Here is a 19,820-nt window from a genome sequence, read left to right as displayed (position 1 = left end):
GAGTCCTGCTGGTCGTTCCAGATGGAGAGCGGTGCCCCGAGCGCACGGTTGGCGATCGTCATGATAATCGGCAGGCGCATGCCGGCAACGTTGAAGCAGACCTCGAACATCAGGGCAAGACCCTGTGACGTGGTCGCGGAATAGGTACGGGACCCGGCAGCGCTTGCCCCGAGGCAGGCGGAGAGCGCGGAAAACTCGCTTTCGACTGTCATGTAGTCCGCGTCGAGTTTCCCGTTTGCCACCATCTCGGCGAGCGCCTCGACAATATGTGTCTGGGGCGTGATCGGGTAGGCGGCAACAACCTGCGGCCGGCAGAGCCGGACTGCCTCGGCGACAGCCATTGAGCCTTCGGTAATTTCAAGCATCTACTTCTCCTCCTGTTTCATCGCGATCGCTTCCTTTGGGCACTCTTCTGCACACAGCCCGCATCCCTTGCAGTATGCATAATCAGGATCGAAGAAACCCTCTTTGTCCTCCGTGATGCAGCCTTCGGGACAGATGATCTGGCACGTCCCGCACTTGGAGCACTTTTCGTGATCGAAGATCGGTTTGAAGACACGCCACGACCCGGTTTTGTTGTCCCGGCCTTTTCCCGGGCGGGCACGGCACCCTACCGCGAGCGCCATTATGCCACCGCCCCCTTCACATGCTCGAATGCCTGTCGGGCTGCTTCGATATTCTTCTCTGCCAGTTCTTTTGGGAACCGGTGCATGAGCGCATTCTTGAGCGCATCGAACTTGATCTCACCGGTTGCCGCAGCGAACGCACCCATGAGCGAGGTGTTCGTGATAGGAAGGCCGATGACTTTCAGGGCAATCGAGGTCGCATCGATGGTAATCAGCTTAACGCCGTCGGGTACCTTGTAATCCGGTGCCTTTTCGGTATTGACGATAACGATCCCGCCCTTTTTTACTCCGGAAAAAACATTCACGTCTTTTATGAGCGTGCTGTCCTGGACGATGATATAGTCAGGCTCGTAGACCTGGCTGCGGAGCCGGACCTTGCGGTCGTCAAACCGTACGAATGCCTGGACCGGAGCGCCGCGCCGCTCGACACCGAATGCCGGAAACGCCTGTGAAAAAACGCCCCCTTCGAATGCGGCGACAGCAATAAGTTCCGCAGCGGTGACCGATCCCTGGCCGCCCCTGCCGTGGATGCGTAGTTCTCTCAAAGGAAAAATCTCCCAATAATCTTACATGATAAATCGATATAAATCTAGAGATCTACATCGATGCCGAGGATATCCTCCGCACCTGAAAAGACGTCGCGGGCGATGGCCGCAAGTCCGCGGGAAGCGCACCATTCGTCATATACGGCCACATCCTGCCCCAGAAGCGATTCGACCTCAGGGACAATAAGGGACGCAAGCGATCCGGCCAGCGCGACCCGCGCGCGGGCATTCAAAAGAAGGAGCGCGGCGCACTCCATTGCTGAGAACATGGCTACCGTCCGTATGCGGAGGTTATCTTCATCAGGAAGAGTATAATTCACCCCGGCCTGCTGGAAAGCCTCGTTTGCGGTGCACTCCCCTGCATCAATCCTGCGGATGGCGTCGACATCGAGTGCGCCGTGCCGGGTACCCGGTGCAAAGATACAGGCGTCAAATGCGCCAACAAGTTTTCCTGCGGTGACAAGGAGGGTGACCGTGTTGGAACTCGCGTCCGAGACCACGATGTCATCCCCAAGATCGCGGCTGACCGCATACGCGATCCCGATCTTCTCAGGGCTGGACTGGTGTGAATAGGCCTTGAACCGGGGATCGGTCGGTGAATCCCGGTGCAGGCCGGGGATCACAATCGTTGGTATCCCGCTTTTTTTAATCTCGTCAAAGACCTTTGTGCCCCCTCCGATGTGCTTGCCAGCCCCCTCGCGGCTGAAAACCCCGCGGTTTTTTATTTTGTTGATATTGGTGATCTTTGAAAAATTGTCGCCCATCGAATAACAGAGCGCGATCCCTTCGATCTCATCGGGAGGGCAGAGATGGGAAAGGTCGGCGATGGAAAAGCCCGTCGCCTCCTCGCGCGTCAGTTTGAACTGGCCGGTCTCTGATGCGAAGCGCATGGCGGTAGTACCGTGGTCTATCCCGATAAACATAGCAGTAATCCTATAGCATGGGTCACATAATAGGTATTGATGTTTGATGTGGTGACAGGCGGGGCCGGGTTCATCGGCTCCCATCTGGTTGACACGCTCGTTGCGCAGGGCAACGAAGTGCTTGTCATCGACTCCCTCTGTGCAGGGCGCCGCGAAACGATCGCCCGGCATATTGATGGCTGTAAGGTCCGGTTTGTTCAGACAGATCTGCTGGGAGATGGCTGGCAGGAACACATCGAAGGGGCAGACCGGCTTTTCCACCTTGCTGCGGACCCGGATGTTCGCCAGAGCGCTATCAATCCTGACCCGACGATGCAGAACAATATCATGGCCACGTACCGGGTGCTCGAGGCGATGCGCCTGCATAAGGTCCCGGAACTGGTCTTCACGTCTACCTCAACGGTCTATGGCGATGCAAAAGTTATCCCTACCCCTGAAGATTATGCCCCTCTCCTGCCGATTTCTGTGTATGGGGCAAGCAAGCTTGCATGCGAGGCGCTGATCTCCTCGTACTGCTATTCATTTGGCATGAAGGCATGGATCTACCGGTTTGCAAATATCGTGGGAGATCGCAGCGGCCACGGCGTTATTACGGATTTTATCCGGAAACTCAAGGCAAACCCGGCTGAGCTTGAGATCCTTGGCGACGGCAAACAGGTGAAGTCCTATCTCGAAGTACATGAATGCGTTGCCGCTATGCTTTTTGCCCTGCGGGCGCGGGAGATGGTCAACATCTTCAATATCGGCTCCGAGGACTGGATAGATGTACGGAGTATTGCCGAGATCGTGGCCGAGGAGATGCACCTGCCTGAGGTAAAATTCCGGTTCACCGGTGGCGAGCGGGGATGGGTTGGCGATGTGCCAAAGATGCAGCTATCCATTGAACGGATCAAGAGCCGCCGCTGGAAGCCCGAACTGGGTTCAAGGGAGAGCGTGAGAATGGCAACCCGTGACCTCCTCAAATCGTGAGAAGGGGATTTTTTATGAAGTGTATCCTGATTCTCGGTGACGGCATGGCTGACGAGCCGATCCCGCAGCTGGGAGATAAGACCCCTCTCGAATATGCGCAGACTCCGAACATGGACCGGATGGCGCGGGAAGGGGCCTGCGGCCTGCTGCACACGATCCCCGACGGATTCGAGCCGGGGAGCGATATCGCGAACATGTCCATTCTCGGGTACGCGCCGGAGAAGTACTATACCGGAAGGGGGCCGCTCGAAGCATTGAGCATGGGGATCGATCTGGCTCCCACGGATGTTGCATACCGGTGCAATATCGTAACGGTTAAAGATGAGACGATGGCGGATTTCTCGGCAGGCCACATTTCGAGCGCCGAAGGAGCCGCGCTTTTTGCTTCTCTTGCCCCGCACATCCCGGACGTTGTCGTCAGGGCCGGGGTCAGCTACCGTAACCTCCTCGTCGTCCCGCACGGGTCAGCAGCAGATTCGACAGCGCCCCATGACATCGTGGGTCAGCCGATCAAAGAGCACCTGCCCCGGAACGGTGACGCGCCGCTCCTCCTTTCCTGCATGGCAAAGAGCCGTGATGTATTCAGTAGTCACCCGGTGAATGTAGCACGGATAAAAGCCGGAAAACCAACGGCGACCCAGATCTGGCCGTGGAGCGGGGGCCGGTGTCCCGCGTTTCCCCGCTTCTCCGAAAAATACGCACGAAAGGGTGGGATGATCTCCGCGGTGGATCTCTTAAATGGCATCGCCCGCTGTGCCAGTATGGAAATCATCACCGTACCCGGTGCCACAGGATATTTCGACACGGATTACATGGCAAAAGCGCGATACGCGCTTGATGCGATCAGGCATCTGGATTTTGTCTACGTCCACATCGAGGCCCCGGATGAGGCCGGGCACGCAGGGAGCATCGACGAAAAGGTGCGGGCGATCGAGAACGTGGACCGCGTGGTGGGTACGATACGGGCAGAGTTTGACGGGATCGTAGCGGTTCTTCCGGACCACCCGACTCCGATCCGGATCAAAACGCATTCCCGCGACCCGGTACCGTTCGTGGTGACGGGGAAAGGTACTGATACAACCCTGCACTTCTCCGAGAAAGAAGCACGGTCGGGAATGTTCGGGACAAAAGAGGCAACCGGCTTCCTGTCGTTCTTATTTAACTGAATTTTTTTAGAAGAATAATGCGGCATCAGTCCCCTGCATCATCACCGTTTCAGTGGGGGTAACTTTCATCATCTGCCGCATCGCGTACACCCGTTTCTCTTACGGGGGAATATATGTTTGGCGCGGTGGGTCATCAGGAAAGGATCATACGCCGGTGTCATAAGAAAAGGTCACCCTGTCTTTTGGAAAAATTTTTGGCAGATCTATAATGCCCGGCAACCTGCAATTCTTCCATCAGAGCTGTTATCACTTGTAACGTAGATGGTGTACTATACGATGAAGAAAAACCTGCTGATGTGGGACGAGTCACTCTTCCGCGACCCCGAAGTGTTCGAGATCGATTATCTTCCCGAGCAGTTCGAGTTCCGCGATACGCAGATGCAGGAACTCGCGTTCCAGATCCGGCCCGGTCTCCGGGGCGGCCGGCCTCTCAATACAATCTGCAAGGGCCTGCCCGGCTCGGGGAAAACCACCAGTGTCAAAAAGCTCTTCCAAGAGGTCGAAGAAACAACAAAAAAACTGGTGCCGGTCCACATCAACTGCCAGATCGACAATACCAAGTTTGCGATCCTCTCCCAGATCTACCGGAAACTCTCCGGTCATCTCCCTCCCTCATCTGGAACCTCCTTCAAGCAGGTCTTCGATGCAGTTGCCCGTCTTCTTTTAAAAGAGGAGTGCGTGCTGCTCGTCGCACTCGACGATGCCAATTACCTCCTCTACGAAAACGAGCTCAACAAGGTACTCTACACGCTGTTGCGGGCACACGAGTCCTACGAGGGCGTCCGCATCGGTGTGATCGTGATCATCAGCGACCCGGATGTCGATCTCTCGCGGGCGGTGGACGCCCGGGTTTCTTCGGTCTTCAGGCCCACCGAGATCTATTTTCCCCCGTACGGGAACGGGGAAGTGCAGGAGATCATGAAGGCCCGGGTGATGCAGGGGTTCTTTAACGGCGTCATCAGTGATGCGATGCTCGACCTCGTCGTGGAGCAGACCCAGAAGAGCGGCGATTTGAGGGTTGGTATCGACCTCCTGAAACGGGCCGCCCTCAATGCAGAGCGTGCCGCACGGCGCAGTATCGACCAGGAGGATATCTGCGGGGCGTACGCGGTCTCGAAGTACCTGCATCTCGAATACACTATAAAGACACTCAAGGACGAGGAGCGTAAGATCCTCACGGGACTTGTCACGGCGAGTGCTGCAGGTGCAGAAATGAATGCCGGTGACGTATACAAAGCAATAAAGGAGCAGGTACCGGTCGGGTACACCCGTTTCTATGAGATTGTCAAAAAATTGGACGCGATGCGCCTCGTAAACCTCCAGTATCGTGAGGGGAAGGGCAGGACCCGGGTCATCACGCTCCGGTATGAACCGGCAAAGGTGCTGGAGTACCTTTCATAAGGCCGATGAAATATTTTCAAAAATCTTATCTATTTGAGAACCCTCTTCTTATGAGACAGGGGTTTTTCTATGTTAAGTGTTAACGAACTGGCACTTGAAATATTCGACAACCTCGCCGATCTGGCCGAGGAGTTTAACGCTGCCTACCATGAACTGGATAATGGCGCACGCATTGTTGATTGTGGTGTAAGTACACGGGGTGGGTATGCGGCAGGGAGGGCCTTTACCGAGATATGCATGGGTGGTCTTGGTGAGGTTAACTTCCGGATGGGACAGATAAAGGGGTTCCCGCAGCCGTTCATTGACGTCAATACCGATTTCCCGTCGATCGCATGCCTCGGGGCCCAGAAAGCCGGCTGGACGGTCAAGGTGGGAAACTACTTTGCGATGGGAAGTGGCCCGGCCCGGGCACTTTCGCTCAAGCCCAAGCATACCTACGAAGTGATCGACTACGAGGATGACTATGACTGCGCTGTGATGTGTCTTGAGTCAGATCATCTGCCAAACGGTGAGGTAATGGCGAAGATCGCCGAGGAATGCCATGTGGATGTGGCAAATACCTGTGCGGTGGTTGCACCAACCTCCTCGATTGTCGGATCGATCCAGGTATCCGGGCGCTGCGTGGAGACGGCGATCTACAAGTTAAACGAGCTTGGGTTTGACACCCGGAAGATCATATCCGCGATCGGCACGGCTCCTATCCCGCCGGTAAGGGGGGCGAAGCGTGCAATGGGCGTGACAAACGACGCAACCATCTACCACGGGCAGATCCAGCTCACGATGAACGCACCGGAGATCAAGGACTACCTCGAAAAGATCCCGAGCAGCAAGTCCAAGGGATACGGCAAGCCGTTCAACGACATCTTCAAGGAAGCAGGGTACGACTTCTACAAGATCGACACCTCGCTCTTCTCTCCTGCCGAAGTTGTCATCAACGAGCTCTCTGACGGGAGCGTCTACCATGTCGGCGCCGTTAACGACGATGTGACCCTGAAATCGTTCGGGTTACAGTAACTTTTTTTTTTATTTTGTAATTCAGATGTGGTTGAAAACCCTGTGAGATTCTCCTGTTGAAGTGGCCTCGTGGATGTCTGTTACCACTTCACCCAGAATCCCTTGAACTCACCGGTGGGTTCACCGTGCGTGACCTGAATCCCCTCTACATGGATTTCAGGTATCCCGTGTGCCCATAAGAGGCGGGTAAACTCTTCAAGTGCCGCAAGCGACCCCTCCGCTATTATGTGGACCGAACCGTCCGGCATATTCTGTACCGAGCCATGCAGACCGAGATGGTGGGCACAGAGAGAGACAAACTGCCGGTACCCGACACCCTGTACTTTTCCGGTTATCACCGCGGCAGCCCTCATCATTCATCCTGATCTGGGAAGGCATCGGTTTAAATCCTGTCGTTTTATGAAGGGTTACCGGAGCCATTTTTTGTTTCTTTTTAAGTGGAAGAAGTTCGGGATTTTCCCTATGCCCTGAGTGTTGGGATCTCACAATGAACCCCCACCGCTCCGGAAACGTGTTTCTCTCACCATTTTCCTGCAGCCGTTGCCGACAGAACGGTCGTGACAGTAAGATCCTCGAACCAAAAAAAAAAAAGAACCGGATCCAGGTTTACTCTGGATAAGTTATTCCTGCGGCGGTTTTCTCATCAGCAAAAATGGCATCAGCAGGATCGCCGCGAGGATGATCATGAACTCGGCGAACATGTAGAGCAGTTCTTCCCTGCCCTGATCGTAGAACCGGAGATTGAACGACGTCGTTTTGTTCCACGTTACCTGTGTGCTGTTGTCCGGAAACCGGGTCACATTTGCACCCTGGCTTATGCCGGCAAGGAGCGGGTTTCGTACATCATACATCCCGGGTAGGGTCACATTCACATTGTATGGTAAGAGGTATGTGCCCTGGAGCTGATTGTCGTGCAGAGGAGAGATATACGAAACCGTATAATTCCCTGAAGGGAAGGTAATCGCCGAAGGGGCACTCCACAGGAGAGTCCAGTTGAAGTCTACGGGAGTGCCGTTCTCGGAGACAAGCGTCACGTTTGTGACTGTAATAGGTATGTTTTCACCGAGCATACCGGTCTCGGCAAACATGTAATTTGATGCATCCTCGATGTCAACCGATGCGGCATACGAGGTACCGTTGGGCAGCACCTGATACGTGGCATTGAGCGCCCCCACTGAAGGGACCGCCAGCGCAATTATAAGTGCAGTGCAGAGAGCAGCGAGGGCAAGTCTGCGTCGATCTCGGTCGGGGGTTCGCATTGTTTGATCACTGTTTCCGGGTCTTTTAAGAGGTGACCGGTCACCACACAGACGATCTTTTCGTCGCGGTCGATCGCACCCATCTCTACGAGCTTGCGGATGCCGGCCACTGATGCGGCAGATGCAGGCTCGACACCAATGCCTTCTTTTCGTGCGAGATCGCGCTGCATCGCAAGGATCTCATCATCCGTCACCGATTCGGCCGTTCCTCCGGTCTTACGGATTGCAACAAGTGCCTTCTCCGCATTTACCGGCGCCCCGATCCGAATCGCCGATGCAAGGGTCTCGGGGTTCAGGTCAGGTACGACTTCGGGGAAGTTTCCTTTGATCGCCCGCACTACCGGGCTCGATCCGGCGGCCTGAATGCCGGTCATTTTCGGCAGCCGGTCAATAAAGTCGAGGGCTTCGAGTTCGAGGAGTCCTTTGTAAACGGCGGAGATATTTCCCGCATTGCCCACCGGCAGCACGAACCGATCGGGGACACAGCCCAGCTGGTCTACTGCTTCAAACCCGATGGTTTTCTGGCCTTCCAGCCGGTAAGGATTGATTGAGTTGAGGAGGTACAGTCCATGGGTGAGGCAGAGCTCGTGAACCATTTCGAGCGCACGGTCGAAGTTACCCCGGATTGAGATGACTTTTGCGCCATGCATCAGCGCCTGGGCGATCTTGCCGACTGCTACGTGTCCTGCCGGCAGGAGCACGATTGCCGGGATCCCGGCCTTTGCTGCGTACACCGCGAGACTTGCCGAGGTATTTCCTGTGCTTGCGCAGGCGACGCTCTTCTTTTTGAGCTGGAGCGCCATCGAAACGCCCACCGTCATTCCCCGGTCCTTAAACGAGCCCGAGGGGTTCATGCCTTCATGCTTGGCGTAGAGATATTTGAGGCCCATCTCGTCCCCGAGACGCTTTAAGTGGTAAAGTGGCGTGCCCCCTTCGTGGAGTGAGACCGGTTCGATGTTAACCGGCAGCAGTTCCTTATAGCGCCAGACCGAGAGCGGACGGGCGTCCCAGGTCTCCCGCTTTACGGTGATCTCATCGAGTGGGTATTTCACCGCCAGCAGGTGGCCGCATTTTTTACAGTTGTAAATGATCTCGTCAGCGGGATAGGTTGCTCCGCAATGAACGCACACGAGATGGTACATGGACACGTATTGGTTTTCCGGGTACATATAGACAAGCGTTAAAAAAACGGGGAGTTAATTTGCTTTTTCTCTCATGAGTGAAGCATACAACATGTCCTTCCGGTCGTTTTCTACGGGAAAGTCGTGGCGGGCAGCTTCCGCAACATGGGGATTAATCTCATAATACAATAGTTCGGTTCCCTTGCCTACCCTGGCAATGATATTCCCGCTGGGATCAGCAGTCATGGACGCACCGGCATATCGATCTACAGGATTCGTGCCTGTCGTATTCACACCGGCGATATACATCTGGTTCTCCGCTGCCCGGGACTGGATGAAAAGTTCCCAGTACCGGAGCCGGCTTTCCGGCCAGGCAGCGGGAACAATGACCGCGTGTACTCCTTTGCGCCGGTACAGCCCGAAGATCTCCGGGAAACGGAGGTCATAGCAGATTGCAAGACCGAAATGCACGCCCTCTAACGTGAAGGTTGCAAGCCCGGTTCCCGGTGTAAACGCACGATCTTCCCCGCCGGGCGTAAAAAGGTGGATCTTGGCGTACGTTGCAAGGATCTCGCCGTTGCTCCCTATAGCGATGGACGTGTTCCTCGGTTTTGGCGTGAACGCTTCGCGAAACGATCCGACAACGGCGATTGAGTATCTCTCTGCCAGTCTCCTGAGCCCGGTCACTGTCGTGCCGGTGAGATCCTCTCTGTTTTTATCCGATGCGGGGTCCCAGCAGGTTGCAAACTGCTCGGGAAAGGAGATCAATGCAGCCCCGGCCCGGGCTGCCTCGCAAAAAACCTGCTCAACTTTTTCAATCGTCAGTTTCGGGGATTCCCAGACCCCAGTGATCTGGGCGCTGCAGCATCGCATCAGCCGGCCTCTAAAAAAAATCCCAATCAGGTCTCATGCCTGCATTTCCGGTCAACGTAAAGGATTACAGCGGCACCCATTACGACGAGTACGATCGCCGTAAGCAGCAGGAACGGGATAAATGCCTGGAGAACCCCAAGGAGCATGGCAGCTATGATGAGCCCTACCGCAATGATACTGCACCCGACAAGAATCAGGCCAACTGTTGTAATATCCCATTCAGACATTATGATCCCCCCAGCAGCGGAAACGCTGTTTTTATTCCCGTGATCACAAATTGCACGGCAATGGCAATGAGCAGCATACCAAGCATTCGGGTGATCACCCGGTACTGCCGCTGGCCGACCTTGCGTATGATATAGTCTGCGTGCCGCATCATAAAATAGGTGATCCCGATCGCAATTCCGATCGACGCAAAGATCACAAGCCACGCAAGAGTGGACATACCTGTGGCTTCGTTTGTGAGAACAATGGTGGTGGTGATCGCCCCGGGCCCGGCGATCATGGGTATGGCAAGGGGCATCACAGCGACATCCTCATTGTCCCGTGATTCATATTTTTCAGTTGCCGTAAGCTTGGTCCGGGAGGTCTTTGCGTACACCATTTCCATGCCGATCCCAAAGAGCAGGATACCGCCGGCGATACGGAACGCCTCAAGAGAGATCCCAAAGACCTGGAGGATCACCGTCCCTGCGATGCCCACAAGGATGAGAATCAGAAGGGCAATCATACAGGAATCGCGGACGATCTGCATCTTGAGCGGCTTTTCGAGGTTTGCGGTCAGGGATACATAAGTCAGCGTCGCACCCAGCGGGTTGACGATAATGATAAGGGAAGAGAGGCACAGCAGGGTGAAGCTGAGCAGATCGCCGGCCATGAAGAAGAGACTGTGCTTATGGCTAATAGAGATTATGGTAAAAAAGATTAGTACTCGTATAACACGGATTCATCGATCCGGGTGTATGCGAATACTTCTGCGGTTTTGAAATGAATACTGATCTCGCGTGCGGCACTCTCGGGAGAATCGGAGGCGTGGATCACGTTCCTGCCGATATCGATCCCAAAATCGCCCCGGATAGTGCCGGGTGCCGCTTCCTGCGGGTTTGTCGCACCGATCACCTTACGGACGATAGCGACGACATTCCTGCCTTCCCATACCATGAGGAAGCACGGACCTCCCATGATATAGGTCTTTAAGGACGGGAAGAACGGTTTTGAGAGATGTTCCTTGTACTGCTCGGTGACCCGTGCCTCGGGCAGCTTCTCGAACCGGGCTGCCACGAGTTTGAGGCCTTTTGCCTCAAGCCGGGAGACGATCTCGCCGACAAGGGCACGCTGGACTCCGTCAGGCTTGACCATCACAAAGGTGCGATCCATATAAGATCACTCCTTCTTCGAACCTTTCTGTCCTGCCGCAGTCCATTCAACCCGGCGGGGAACCCTGCCCAGCTTGTGGTTGTTCTGGCACTTCGTGCTGCAGAAATAGAAGATAGTACCGTCTTTTTTAATGAACATCTTGCCGGTGCCCGGCTCAAGCTGTGTACCACAGAAACTGCAGATGTGCTGTTCGACCATGTGGTTCACCGCCTCGACAGTTTCTTTGCCTCGCGTTCGGTCTCGAGGAGCATGATAACGTCTCCTTCCCGGATTGGGCCGACCGTGTTGCGGGTAATTATGCGCCCCTTGTTGTTGCCATCAAGGATCCGGCATTTGACCTGCATCGCTTCCCCGTGCATACCGGTGGAACCGACGACCTCGATGACTTCAGCGGGCGTTGCGTCGTCTGCCATAATTACACCTTATGCCTTTATGGCAACCAACTGCTTGGAGAGATCCTCGATCACTTCTTTTGCCTTGCCGGGCTTGACGATCGCTGCGGCGGCAGAGCCGACATCAAGGCCGCTTGCGGCACCGATATCGTTCTGTTTGTTGATGAAGATATACGGGATCTTCTTTTCATCGCACAGTGGTGCGAGGTGCATGACGATCTCTGCGGGTTCGACGTCAGCGCCGATTAAAACAAGCAGTGCGGCACTGCGTTCTATGGCTTTTGTTGCCTCGTTTGAACCCTTCTTGATCTTTCCGGTGTCTCTTGCAACTTCAAGGGCTTCAAGCGCCTTGTTCTGGAGCTCCTCGGGAGCCTCGGTCTTAACGTAGCTTTTTACCATAACTCACCTCATTCAGGAGCCTGATTGCCCCTTCATTACTCATCAGTAGCAGTGATGCAGCCATATCATTTCATCAGGAGGAGAAATAAAGGTTTGTGAACGGCGACCGCACTCATGGCCCGGTACCTTGCACATCCGGACCGGTGCGCATCACCCGGAAAGACGGTAGATGTCAGTGCCGCTGTCAGAGTACACTCGTTCAAGCCCGGTGGCCGGCAGACTTACGTTATATGTCTCCCTCTCTAAATCCCCGACATAGAGAAGGGTTGCATTGTACTTTTTCATCAGGGAAACCGTCTGATCCGGATCTTCATAGATTGATCTGATATCGGCAGGCCGGGTGCTGTACCAGCCTGTGGTGTCCCCGCGCCACATAAACTCGTGGAAAGGCTGGCCGATGATCGTCGGGATACCGGTGAACGATGAGATTCTGGAATAATATGTATAGTCTCCATCTTCCGCCTCAACGAGGATTTCGTTTCCGGTCAGGTTCCTGAGGTATGCGACACCTCCCGCATCGCCCGGGTGCGTGGTATCGAGGTAAGCAAGCCCGTCAAGTGTACGGCCTCCGTAGTTAAGATCCAAGGGAACCGCGAAAGGCGTAATAAACAGGATGCCAATTACGAGCATGGCAAGGAATGCACTTTTCTTTGCAGGTATCACCGGTATGCGCCCGGGCCGGGCAATCCATGCTCCGACCATTGCAAACGTACTGATGCCAAGGATGATCCATGCGGGAAGGTAGCACTTAAAAACGGTGTTCATCCGGAAATACGTGTCCCCCATATTGTCCTTGAGATAGAACAATTCAACGACAATGAGGAGCAAAAGTCCTAAAATGGCAAGTATGTCCGGGAGGTCATGCTCCTTTTTTGCAATAAAGTAGATAAGGGGAATGGCCGCGATTGCTGCGGCAGTATACCCTGCAAGGATAAACGGCACTGCCATAAGCAAAAGGTACGGCCGCTGTCGTATGTCTTTTATGAGGAGCAGCAGGAATATGGCGATAAACCAGCCGTTCACGAGCAGGAACTGGAATGGATCTGAAGGCGTTTTTACGATTCCAATCCCTCCCGTGCTCGTCTGGAGCATGAGGTAAAAGGGGAGGTAAACGAGAATGGCAAGGGGGGGGATTGCAATCAGCTGGCCCCACGATGAGATCCCTTGTCCTTTTTTCCTGCAATTCAGGATAATCAGGGTGGCGAAGATGATTGTAATCGGTGCATATATGAGCACATCCCATGTGTTGATCAGCGGCGTGGAGCCGAGGCTGAGTGCGGCGAGGCCACATACTATCCATTTAGCCCTTGATTCGAGAGTGTTCCAGTATTTGTACAGGTATAGCAGGAGGAAGATCAAAAATACCTGGTTAAATATCGAGATGACGTGGGCGTGGAGATCCCCCCAGGTAAACGAGAAAAGGGGATACTCGTTGATGGTGTTGGTGATCGTGCGGGTGCTGTTCCAGAGCGCAGAACTGATACTGCTTCCTGTGAAGAGCTGGTAAAAAAGCGAAGGATTGGGAATGAAGAAGAGGAGCAACGGCAGCCAGCGGAACCGGTCGAGAAGAAGCGTGCCGATTGCGTACACGGTTACGGCAGCAACTCCAAGAACCGTCGGCAGGGAGAGATTGAACGCGATGTTCGAGGGAACCCCGCTCACGATACCGAGGCAGCCAAAAATCCAGTAACCCAGATAGTAATACACATTCAGCGTACCCCCGGAAAACCATGGATCGAGGGGTGGTACTACCGGATTTAACATCACGGATGCAAGAAATCCGTGGTCCATGAACTTCTCTGCGTAGGAAATTGTCGGATTAACAAACCTGACCGTGAGCATCAGGAAGAAAAAGATGAGAAATATAAGTTCCCAATGCCACTCTTTTTTGATCTCAGAAAAAATGTACTCGCGTCGGTAGATATTATACACAAAAAGCAGGATAAACGGTATGATGGCCAGCTGAACGGGGGTTTTGGCGAGGCCGCAGTACCATGTAAGAACCGTGAAAATAAGCAGTGAAGCTGCAAACGCAGCAGGAAATGCGTACTGCAGCAGGATCCTTTTGAGTGAAGGGTACAGCGAAAACTGCAGAAATGTAATAACCAGCAGCCAACTTGCCACTGACAGGATCTGGTATTCAGGTGTCAGGTGTCTTACCTCCATTAAGTTTTGAATTAATTGCCGATTTTATCGTTGGAATTACCCAGTCACCAAGATAATAAATGGAAATGACGCCCCCGGCAAGCGTGACCAGATTCTTGATAAGGTCATCAACAACAGCGATCAGGAATGCTACAGCATAAGCGACGCCAGCGATCTCAAAAAATGTTGTTGCTACGGCAATTTCGTAGGTTCCGATCCCGCCTGGTGTTATCGGGACTGCTTTTACGAGGTTCCCAATAACAATAGCGAGAACAATCACCGCAAAGGGGATCTGTTGCTCGAACATCCTGACGACAAAAAAACAGACAAGGATATCGATCATCCATATTATCAGGGAGGATACTCCGAGGATGATAATTGAGCGTAATGATAACGATGCACGCCTGATCTCTTCAAACATTGTGAGAATATACCTGACGTACCGGTTCTGTGTCGTCAGGTTCCCAACAACGATCAGGAAGATAAAAAATCCAAAGCCAAGTGCGAGTGGCACAATGATTACCAGCTTAAACCATGACGGCACATTGGGGATAAACCAAAGGGAAACTACCCCGAGAACAGAGATGGCGATAATATCAAAGATTCGTTCCACCACAATCGAGGAGATCCCTTCAGAGTATGTTGTCTTATAATCGTGTTTCAGAATGAATATCCTGACAAAATCGCCCAAACGGGCGGGAACGATCAGGTTGACGGTCTGGCTGATAAAAACGCAGGCCGTGGTCACGGCAACCTTGATCCGGTAATTGAGACCGAGGAGAATCCGTTGATACCGCCATCCCCGCATCCACCATGCGGCTAAGCAGACCACTATCGCTATTCCCAGATAGATGGGAACAATATGCTGGAGTGCGGTAAGCAACTCGTCCCAGACCTTATAGAGCATATATACGATGATCCCAACAGCAATCAGAGTTGGGATCAGGATTGCACTAATTTTTCGATACATGGATTTGCCACCAGAGACGCAGGATTGCCGATCCCATCCCAAAGACATCCTTTATTCGGACGGTTGTTCCTTTCCCTGCACGCCACTGAACGGGAAATTCATGTACCGTATAGCCAAGTCTTTGTGCCCTGACCAGAAGTTCTGTATCCCAGAACCAGTGGTTTGATCGTATGGATGGGAGCACAGGGATTATACGCGCCTTGTTGAATGCCTTGAATCCACACTGGTGATCGAACAGGCGACTGCCAAGGATGTGCCGTACCAGGAAATTATACGAACGGCTTGCAATCTCTCGTCCCCCGGTACGCCGGATGTCGCTTTCGGGAAGGAGGCGGGATCCGGTCGAGATATCGGCCCCCTTTCGTATTGCGTCGATGAGATCCGGGAGATGCTTCATACGGGTTGCGAGATCGACATCATAATAACAGACAATTGAACCCTGCGCATTCCTTATCGCCCGGTTAAGCGCCTTTCCCCGACCCTGACGTATATCGGAATGCAGTAGTTTCACATGAGTGGATTTTGTTTCATATTGTCGGACAAATTCTGCACTGCCATCAGAACTCCCATCCTCGGCCACAATCACTTCAAAATTTTCCGTGATCCTGGAAAGGGCTTTGAGAGATTCAGGAATTGCACGTTCGAGTGCAGGCCGGTCATTGAAGACCGGAATGATTGCAGTGATTTCAGGGGTAGCCATCAGTGGTCCTTCTTCTGAATGCATCCGGCAATCCGGCAGCCTGCTCTGACCGAGCCTTCCATACTTCGCTCGGGATAATTTTCCTCGGAAAACATCCCGGCGATATAGATACCATGTTTTTCATATGCAGGGATAAGGGACCGATAACCGGTCGTATAGACAGGGCCCGCCCACGGATCGACCGCCATCCGGCTCCAGTGGATCTCCTTTTCCATTATGCCAAACCGGGAACAGAAGTCTTCCCGCATTTTCTGGTCGAGCCGTGCGGGAATAGTACCGCTGAAATACGAAGCAAGATAAGCGATATGCTCGCCGTAACGCTCCTGTGGGACTAAATTAGTATGGGCCACCACCGCTCCGTACGGCCCCTCATCTTTCATGTTCAACCAGTATACCCCTTGGCTGACGTCACGTTCGATCCCAAGAGTCATGCAGGCAGCACCCTGGTACGGGATCTCCGGCATCATTAAACCCGTGATGTTCCCGAGTTCCTGCGGGGGTATCGTGGACAAAACTGCATCCACACTCTCCCCGTTGATCTCCCAACAGCCATCCTTTCTGGAGATTGATGTGACCGGGTTTTGCAGGTTGATTTTCCCCCCTTTACTCATAATCGATCTTTCGAGCCCGTCAATAATCTGGTGAAACCCCCCGTTCAGATATCCAAGGTGTTCGCCGGATACGCCGCGGTTTGACCGGATTGCTATACGGCTGATAAGCCAGGCTGCAGACACCTTGCTTCGGTTCTTTCCGAATTTACTCTTGAGCAGGGGTTCAAAGAATGATGAATAGATACGGGATCCGAGATGATCGAGGATATAAGTCTCGGCTGGTATGTCATCCAATGAAAGAAGATCTATTTTTTTTGCATGCAGGGTGAGCCATGCAAGTTTTGCCTTATCGATGAGCGAAAGTTCCGGCCAACGCAGGATCTGTGGTGGTGTTGTAAGGGGGTAAATCGTGTCCCGGGAAAAATAGCCGGTACTACCTGCATGCCACTCAAGTCGCTCCCACAATCCCAGATCCCGTATGAGGGAAAATAACTGGTTGTCATCAGAGAAACAATGATGATAATACCGCTCGATCCAATAATCATCAATGTGATATGATGAGAGGCAGCCCCCAAGAAATGGCATCTTCTCGAAAAGGACAATCTCGTCCTCACCGGACAATGCATGAGCCGCAACAAGCCCACACAACCCCCCCCCGAGTATTCCGATTTTCATGGTATGTTACTGGTATTATTTGTCCGGGATCATATGAAAAAGGCTCCGTAACCCACATAAAAAATTGTGACGGGCTAGGCGGGAATTTATAAGAAAGTTTTTGTATTGTCGAATTTAAAGTTCTTAAAACAAAGGACTTAAAAGAATTAAAAGAAATACTAATCCGTTAGCCCATTGGATGGTGTAACCAGATGCGGGTATTTTTTATTGGATTTGGTCAGGCAGGAGGCAAGATTGTCGACATGTTCATCGAACAGGACAAGAAGCTCGGGACCAACAGTTTCCGGGGCATTGCCGTTAATACCGCACGGACTGACCTGATGGGCCTCAAAAATATCGAGATGAAAGATCGCCTCCTCATCGGGCAGACTCTGGTAAAAGGCCATGGTGTAGGGACCGACAATGTGACCGGTGCTAGGGTTACTGCAGATGAAATCGACAGCATCATCAATGCGGTCGATACCCGTGGAACACACGACATCGATGCGTTTGTAATTGTTGCTGGACTTGGAGGGGGTACCGGCTCCGGGGGTTCTCCGGTCCTTGCACGCCACCTGAAAAGGATTTACCGGGAGCCGGTATACGCACTGGGTATTATTCCGGCCCCGGAAGAAGGGCGGCTCTATTCGTACAATGCAGCTCGCAGTCTTACGACGTTGGTAAACGAAGCTGACAACACATTCATTTTTGACAACAGTGCGTGGAAAAACGAAGGAGAGAGTGTCAAAAGTGCATTCCAGCGCCTCAACAATGAAGTAGTCCGGAGATTTGCCATCCTCTTCCGTGCTGGTGAAGTCAGCCGGATGGGTGTTGGTGAGATGGTGGTGGATTCAAGCGAGATTATCAACACCCTACGTGGGGGGGGCATCACCTCAGTTGGTTATGCGATCAGTGATGTGCTTAGTAAACGCACCAAGCAGCAGCGGGGAATCCTTGGGGGCCTCAAGGAGAACATTAAGGATACATTTGGTGGCAAGAAGGAGGCAAACGAGGAAGTACTCATGGGGGAAGACCGGTCAGCAAAGATTGTGGGCCTTGTCCGCCGGGCTATGCTGGGCCGTCTTACTCTGCCCTGTGATTATTCAACTGCCGAACGTGCGCTGGTCCTCATAGCCGGACCTCCTGACGAGATGGATCGAAAGGGGGTTGAAAAAGCCAAGAGCTGGGTGGAAGAGAATATCGCTGGTGTCGAGGTGAGAGGAGGAGACTACCCGGTAAACAGCGAGTATGTCGCAGCGGTTGTGATGCTTGCAACTGTTGGCAATGCACCCAGGATCAAGGAACTTCTTGATATTGCAAAGGAAACAAAAGAAGAGGTTATTAAATCCAAGGAGAAGAAATCCAATATGTTTGAGGAAGGTATCGAACCATTGTTCGAATGAGGTTGATGATGAAGAGATTGAAGCGATTGGTTTGGATTATTGCCCTGTTTTTAATTATAGTGCCTGCCGTTTCCGTGGCAAGTTATACAGTGAACTCGCTGACGGTAAGCCCGAGCGGTACCTTGGTACCTTCGACGACCGTTGATCTTTCATTTACGATACAAATGGCCAGCGGGTCGACAGAGTCCAATTCTCTCCAGATGTACACTCAGTTGAACAATCCAAAATGGTCTTATGTTATAAATGTGAACGGTGTTGCGAACGGACTTACCGGGGCATCGTCAAAGACCGTAACTATCAATAGTTTTTTACTGAACTATAAATCCGGTGACGATGTATCGGTTGGAGTAACCCTCGAAGGGACAGCACCGACGGTTACCCAGACCTCAAATCAGACCCTCGTCCAGATTAATGAAGTAGATTCAAATGGCAATCTGGGTAATACGCCGTATACACTGAGCACCTTGGTCGTCAATACCAATGATGTCACGACTGCTATTGCGAATGCGAATTCACAGCTCAGCCAGTTCAGGACAGATATTGATGAAAAAGCTGCAATGGACATCGATACCTCTGCAGCCGAAGCCAAATACAACGATGCCCAAACACAGATTACTCAGGCCCAGTCTCTGCCCACTACGCAGTACACTACTGCATTAAACGATCTCACTACCGCGGCCTCCACAATTTCTGATGGTGAGACTCTTCTTGACAAAGCTTGGGCAGAATCAGAGATCGCTACTGCACAGGGACCGGTAAATAACGTTGATGCGTTGATTGCGTATTTCCAGGGTAACTCAAGTACTGCGAATGATGCGCGTTTATCTACGGTTATAACCGAACGGGAAATCGCCGTGAGTTATATTTCGGCAGCAAACGATTTCGTGACCAACGGCAACTATGCGTCGGCACGCTCAAAAGCTGAACAGGCATATACCCAAGGAAATCAATCATACAATGATGCGCTTACGTTCCAAGCCGCAGTAGAGGCCACCTGGAATCCTTTTGCGGGCCTTGGTTCAGTTGGTTCAATCTTCAGTTCCAGTGTCCTTATTATTGTTGTTGGTGTGATAACTGTTGTGTTAATTATTGTCGGAATTATCATCTACCGTAAACGCTCCCGCTGGGATGAACTGGGCTGATTCCCCCCCTCTATTTTATACGAATTTTCAGTACTTTTATCAGAATGAGTGTCCGGCACGTGGTCTGGATCATTCCGCTTTCTGGTCTTATACTCTGTAACGGGACTGGTAGCATCATTCTCTTTCACGAGATGTGCCGCTCCAATCCGGCCATCCAAAAAAACAATTGCAGCTGCCATCAAAAGCGGCG

23 protein-coding genes and 1 pseudogene are annotated in these 19,820 nt (G+C 52.7%); 6 read left to right on the top strand and 18 right to left on the bottom strand.

Annotated elements, in window-relative coordinates; genetic code table 11:
- The 4 genes and pseudogenes from porA to WCE46_RS10525 all read right to left on the bottom strand — a co-directional run.
- Positions 1-365, bottom strand: a pseudogene (gene porA / locus WCE46_RS10540) (pyruvate ferredoxin oxidoreductase); the annotation flags it as partial.
- The gene (locus WCE46_RS10535; protein ID WP_424733680.1) at positions 366-626 is read right to left on the bottom strand and encodes a 4Fe-4S binding protein; all 261 of its coding nucleotides are present in this window, start codon (positions 624-626) and stop codon (positions 366-368) included.
- Positions 626-1,171 (bottom strand): pyruvate ferredoxin oxidoreductase subunit gamma, encoded by a 546-nt coding sequence (locus WCE46_RS10530; protein ID WP_424733679.1) that lies wholly within the window; start codon positions 1,169-1,171, stop codon positions 626-628. The genes WCE46_RS10535 and WCE46_RS10530 overlap by 1 nt, the downstream gene beginning before the upstream one ends.
- Before the next feature lie 44 nt (positions 1,172-1,215).
- Positions 1,216-2,094, bottom strand: coding sequence for a methanogenesis marker 12 protein (locus tag WCE46_RS10525; protein ID WP_424733678.1), 879 nt, complete (start codon positions 2,092-2,094; stop codon positions 1,216-1,218).
- Positions 2,095-2,133: 39 nt separating this feature from the next.
- Between WCE46_RS10525 and WCE46_RS10520 the strand changes: the two genes are divergently transcribed.
- From WCE46_RS10520 to mch, 4 genes are all read left to right on the top strand, one after another.
- Positions 2,134-3,063, top strand: coding sequence for an NAD-dependent epimerase/dehydratase family protein (locus WCE46_RS10520; RefSeq protein WP_424733677.1), 930 nt, complete (start codon positions 2,134-2,136; stop codon positions 3,061-3,063).
- 14 nt (positions 3,064-3,077) lie between these two features.
- Complete coding sequence (locus WCE46_RS10515) at positions 3,078-4,229, top strand: cofactor-independent phosphoglycerate mutase (RefSeq protein WP_424733676.1); 1,152 nt, start codon at positions 3,078-3,080, stop codon at positions 4,227-4,229.
- A 276-nt stretch (positions 4,230-4,505) separates the two neighbouring features.
- The gene (locus tag WCE46_RS10510) at positions 4,506-5,630 is read left to right on the top strand and encodes an ORC1-type DNA replication protein (RefSeq protein WP_424733675.1); all 1,125 of its coding nucleotides are present in this window, start codon (positions 4,506-4,508) and stop codon (positions 5,628-5,630) included.
- A gap of 69 nt (positions 5,631-5,699) precedes the next feature.
- Complete coding sequence (gene mch / locus WCE46_RS10505) at positions 5,700-6,644, top strand: methenyltetrahydromethanopterin cyclohydrolase (RefSeq protein WP_424733674.1); 945 nt, start codon at positions 5,700-5,702, stop codon at positions 6,642-6,644.
- 80 nt (positions 6,645-6,724) lie between these two features.
- Here mch and WCE46_RS10500 read toward each other — a convergent pair whose 3' ends face one another.
- The 14 genes from WCE46_RS10500 to WCE46_RS10435 all read right to left on the bottom strand — a co-directional run bounded on the left by WCE46_RS10500 (position 6,725) and on the right by WCE46_RS10435 (position 17,106).
- Positions 6,725-7,000 (bottom strand): acylphosphatase, encoded by a 276-nt coding sequence (locus WCE46_RS10500; RefSeq protein WP_424733673.1) that lies wholly within the window; start codon positions 6,998-7,000, stop codon positions 6,725-6,727.
- A 264-nt stretch (positions 7,001-7,264) separates the two neighbouring features.
- Entirely contained in the window at positions 7,265-7,903 is a 639-nt protein-coding gene (locus WCE46_RS10495; protein WP_424733671.1) for a DUF5803 family protein, read from the bottom strand.
- Entirely contained in the window at positions 7,840-9,045 is a 1,206-nt protein-coding gene (gene thrC, locus WCE46_RS10490; protein ID WP_424733670.1) for a threonine synthase, read from the bottom strand. The genes WCE46_RS10495 and thrC overlap by 64 nt, the downstream gene beginning before the upstream one ends.
- A 54-nt stretch (positions 9,046-9,099) precedes the next feature.
- Positions 9,100-9,897: a nitrilase-related carbon-nitrogen hydrolase gene (locus WCE46_RS10485; protein ID WP_424733669.1), complete on the bottom strand. Its 798-nt coding sequence runs from the start codon at positions 9,895-9,897 to the stop codon at positions 9,100-9,102.
- 26 nt (positions 9,898-9,923) lie between these two features.
- Positions 9,924-10,124, bottom strand: coding sequence for a hypothetical protein (locus tag WCE46_RS10480; protein ID WP_424733667.1), 201 nt, complete (start codon positions 10,122-10,124; stop codon positions 9,924-9,926).
- Positions 10,124-10,774: a MarC family protein gene (locus WCE46_RS10475; protein WP_424733666.1), complete on the bottom strand. Its 651-nt coding sequence runs from the start codon at positions 10,772-10,774 to the stop codon at positions 10,124-10,126. Before WCE46_RS10475 ends, WCE46_RS10480 begins: the two co-directional genes overlap by 1 nt.
- Before the next feature lie 47 nt (positions 10,775-10,821).
- Entirely contained in the window at positions 10,822-11,274 is a 453-nt protein-coding gene (ndk, locus tag WCE46_RS10470; protein ID WP_424733665.1) for a nucleoside-diphosphate kinase, read from the bottom strand.
- Positions 11,275-11,280: 6 nt separating this feature from the next.
- A complete protein-coding gene (locus tag WCE46_RS10465) occupies positions 11,281-11,472 on the bottom strand; it encodes a 50S ribosomal protein L24e (RefSeq protein WP_424733664.1) in 192 nt (63 codons plus the stop codon).
- A 5-nt stretch (positions 11,473-11,477) separates the two neighbouring features.
- On the bottom strand, positions 11,478-11,687 hold the full coding sequence (locus tag WCE46_RS10460) for a 30S ribosomal protein S28e (protein WP_012106229.1): 210 nt from the start codon (positions 11,685-11,687) through the stop codon (positions 11,478-11,480).
- Between the two features lie 9 nt (positions 11,688-11,696).
- The gene (gene rpl7ae / locus WCE46_RS10455; protein ID WP_424733663.1) at positions 11,697-12,065 is read right to left on the bottom strand and encodes a 50S ribosomal protein L7Ae; all 369 of its coding nucleotides are present in this window, start codon (positions 12,063-12,065) and stop codon (positions 11,697-11,699) included.
- 150 nt (positions 12,066-12,215) lie between these two features.
- Positions 12,216-14,231: a DUF2298 domain-containing protein gene (locus tag WCE46_RS10450; RefSeq protein WP_424733662.1), complete on the bottom strand. Its 2,016-nt coding sequence runs from the start codon at positions 14,229-14,231 to the stop codon at positions 12,216-12,218.
- Complete coding sequence (locus WCE46_RS10445) at positions 14,206-15,180, bottom strand: lysylphosphatidylglycerol synthase transmembrane domain-containing protein (protein ID WP_424733661.1); 975 nt, start codon at positions 15,178-15,180, stop codon at positions 14,206-14,208. The genes WCE46_RS10450 and WCE46_RS10445 overlap by 26 nt, the downstream gene beginning before the upstream one ends.
- Entirely contained in the window at positions 15,164-15,880 is a 717-nt protein-coding gene (locus tag WCE46_RS10440; RefSeq protein WP_424733660.1) for a glycosyltransferase, read from the bottom strand. Before WCE46_RS10440 ends, WCE46_RS10445 begins: the two co-directional genes overlap by 17 nt.
- Positions 15,880-17,106 carry an NAD(P)/FAD-dependent oxidoreductase gene (locus WCE46_RS10435; protein WP_424733659.1) on the bottom strand — a complete coding sequence of 409 codons (1,227 nt, stop codon included), beginning with the start codon at positions 17,104-17,106 and terminating at the stop codon, positions 15,880-15,882. The genes WCE46_RS10440 and WCE46_RS10435 overlap by 1 nt, the downstream gene beginning before the upstream one ends.
- A 191-nt stretch (positions 17,107-17,297) precedes the next feature.
- On the opposite strand from WCE46_RS10435, the gene WCE46_RS10430 reads away from it, so the two are divergent.
- Together WCE46_RS10430 and WCE46_RS10425 are read left to right on the top strand one after the other, a co-directional pair.
- Positions 17,298-18,488 (top strand): tubulin/FtsZ family protein, encoded by a 1,191-nt coding sequence (locus WCE46_RS10430; RefSeq protein WP_424733658.1) that lies wholly within the window; start codon positions 17,298-17,300, stop codon positions 18,486-18,488.
- A gap of 5 nt (positions 18,489-18,493) precedes the next feature.
- On the top strand, positions 18,494-19,630 hold the full coding sequence (locus WCE46_RS10425) for a hypothetical protein (protein WP_424733657.1): 1,137 nt from the start codon (positions 18,494-18,496) through the stop codon (positions 19,628-19,630).
- The last annotated feature ends 190 nt before the right edge of the window (positions 19,631-19,820 follow it).

Origin of the sequence: Methanoregula sp., from assembly GCF_049690535.1 — an archaeon.
GTDB lineage: Archaea > Halobacteriota > Methanomicrobia > Methanomicrobiales > Methanospirillaceae > Methanoregula.
This window is presented reverse-complemented; position numbering and strand designations above follow the sequence as displayed.

Coding starts and splice junctions, on each gene's coding strand:
- thrC (WP_424733670.1), bottom strand. CDS start 9,045: ATGTACCATCTCGTGTGCGTTCATTGCGGAGCAACCTATCCCGCTGAC.
- ndk (WP_424733665.1), bottom strand. CDS start 11,274: ATGGATCGCACCTTTGTGATGGTCAAGCCTGACGGAGTCCAGCGTGCC.
- WCE46_RS10485 (WP_424733669.1), bottom strand. CDS start 9,897: ATGCGATGCTGCAGCGCCCAGATCACTGGGGTCTGGGAATCCCCGAAA.
- WCE46_RS10500 (WP_424733673.1), bottom strand. CDS start 7,000: ATGATGAGGGCTGCCGCGGTGATAACCGGAAAAGTACAGGGTGTCGGG.
- WCE46_RS10425 (WP_424733657.1), top strand. CDS start 18,494: ATGATGAAGAGATTGAAGCGATTGGTTTGGATTATTGCCCTGTTTTTA.
- WCE46_RS10515 (WP_424733676.1), top strand. CDS start 3,078: ATGAAGTGTATCCTGATTCTCGGTGACGGCATGGCTGACGAGCCGATC.
- WCE46_RS10450 (WP_424733662.1), bottom strand. CDS start 14,231: ATGGAGGTAAGACACCTGACACCTGAATACCAGATCCTGTCAGTGGCA.
- WCE46_RS10475 (WP_424733666.1), bottom strand. CDS start 10,774: ATGGCCGGCGATCTGCTCAGCTTCACCCTGCTGTGCCTCTCTTCCCTT.
- WCE46_RS10435 (WP_424733659.1), bottom strand. CDS start 17,106: ATGAAAATCGGAATACTCGGGGGGGGGTTGTGTGGGCTTGTTGCGGCT.
- WCE46_RS10440 (WP_424733660.1), bottom strand. CDS start 15,880: ATGGCTACCCCTGAAATCACTGCAATCATTCCGGTCTTCAATGACCGG.
- WCE46_RS10460 (WP_012106229.1), bottom strand. CDS start 11,687: ATGGCAGACGACGCAACGCCCGCTGAAGTCATCGAGGTCGTCGGTTCC.
- WCE46_RS10525 (WP_424733678.1), bottom strand. CDS start 2,094: ATGTTTATCGGGATAGACCACGGTACTACCGCCATGCGCTTCGCATCA.
- WCE46_RS10445 (WP_424733661.1), bottom strand. CDS start 15,180: ATGTATCGAAAAATTAGTGCAATCCTGATCCCAACTCTGATTGCTGTT.
- WCE46_RS10510 (WP_424733675.1), top strand. CDS start 4,506: ATGAAGAAAAACCTGCTGATGTGGGACGAGTCACTCTTCCGCGACCCC.
- mch (WP_424733674.1), top strand. CDS start 5,700: ATGTTAAGTGTTAACGAACTGGCACTTGAAATATTCGACAACCTCGCC.
- WCE46_RS10480 (WP_424733667.1), bottom strand. CDS start 10,124: ATGTCTGAATGGGATATTACAACAGTTGGCCTGATTCTTGTCGGGTGC.
- WCE46_RS10430 (WP_424733658.1), top strand. CDS start 17,298: ATGCGGGTATTTTTTATTGGATTTGGTCAGGCAGGAGGCAAGATTGTC.
- WCE46_RS10520 (WP_424733677.1), top strand. CDS start 2,134: ATGTTTGATGTGGTGACAGGCGGGGCCGGGTTCATCGGCTCCCATCTG.
- WCE46_RS10495 (WP_424733671.1), bottom strand. CDS start 7,903: ATGCGAACCCCCGACCGAGATCGACGCAGACTTGCCCTCGCTGCTCTC.
- rpl7ae (WP_424733663.1), bottom strand. CDS start 12,065: ATGGTAAAAAGCTACGTTAAGACCGAGGCTCCCGAGGAGCTCCAGAAC.
- WCE46_RS10535 (WP_424733680.1), bottom strand. CDS start 626: ATGGCGCTCGCGGTAGGGTGCCGTGCCCGCCCGGGAAAAGGCCGGGAC.
- WCE46_RS10465 (WP_424733664.1), bottom strand. CDS start 11,472: ATGGTCGAACAGCACATCTGCAGTTTCTGTGGTACACAGCTTGAGCCG.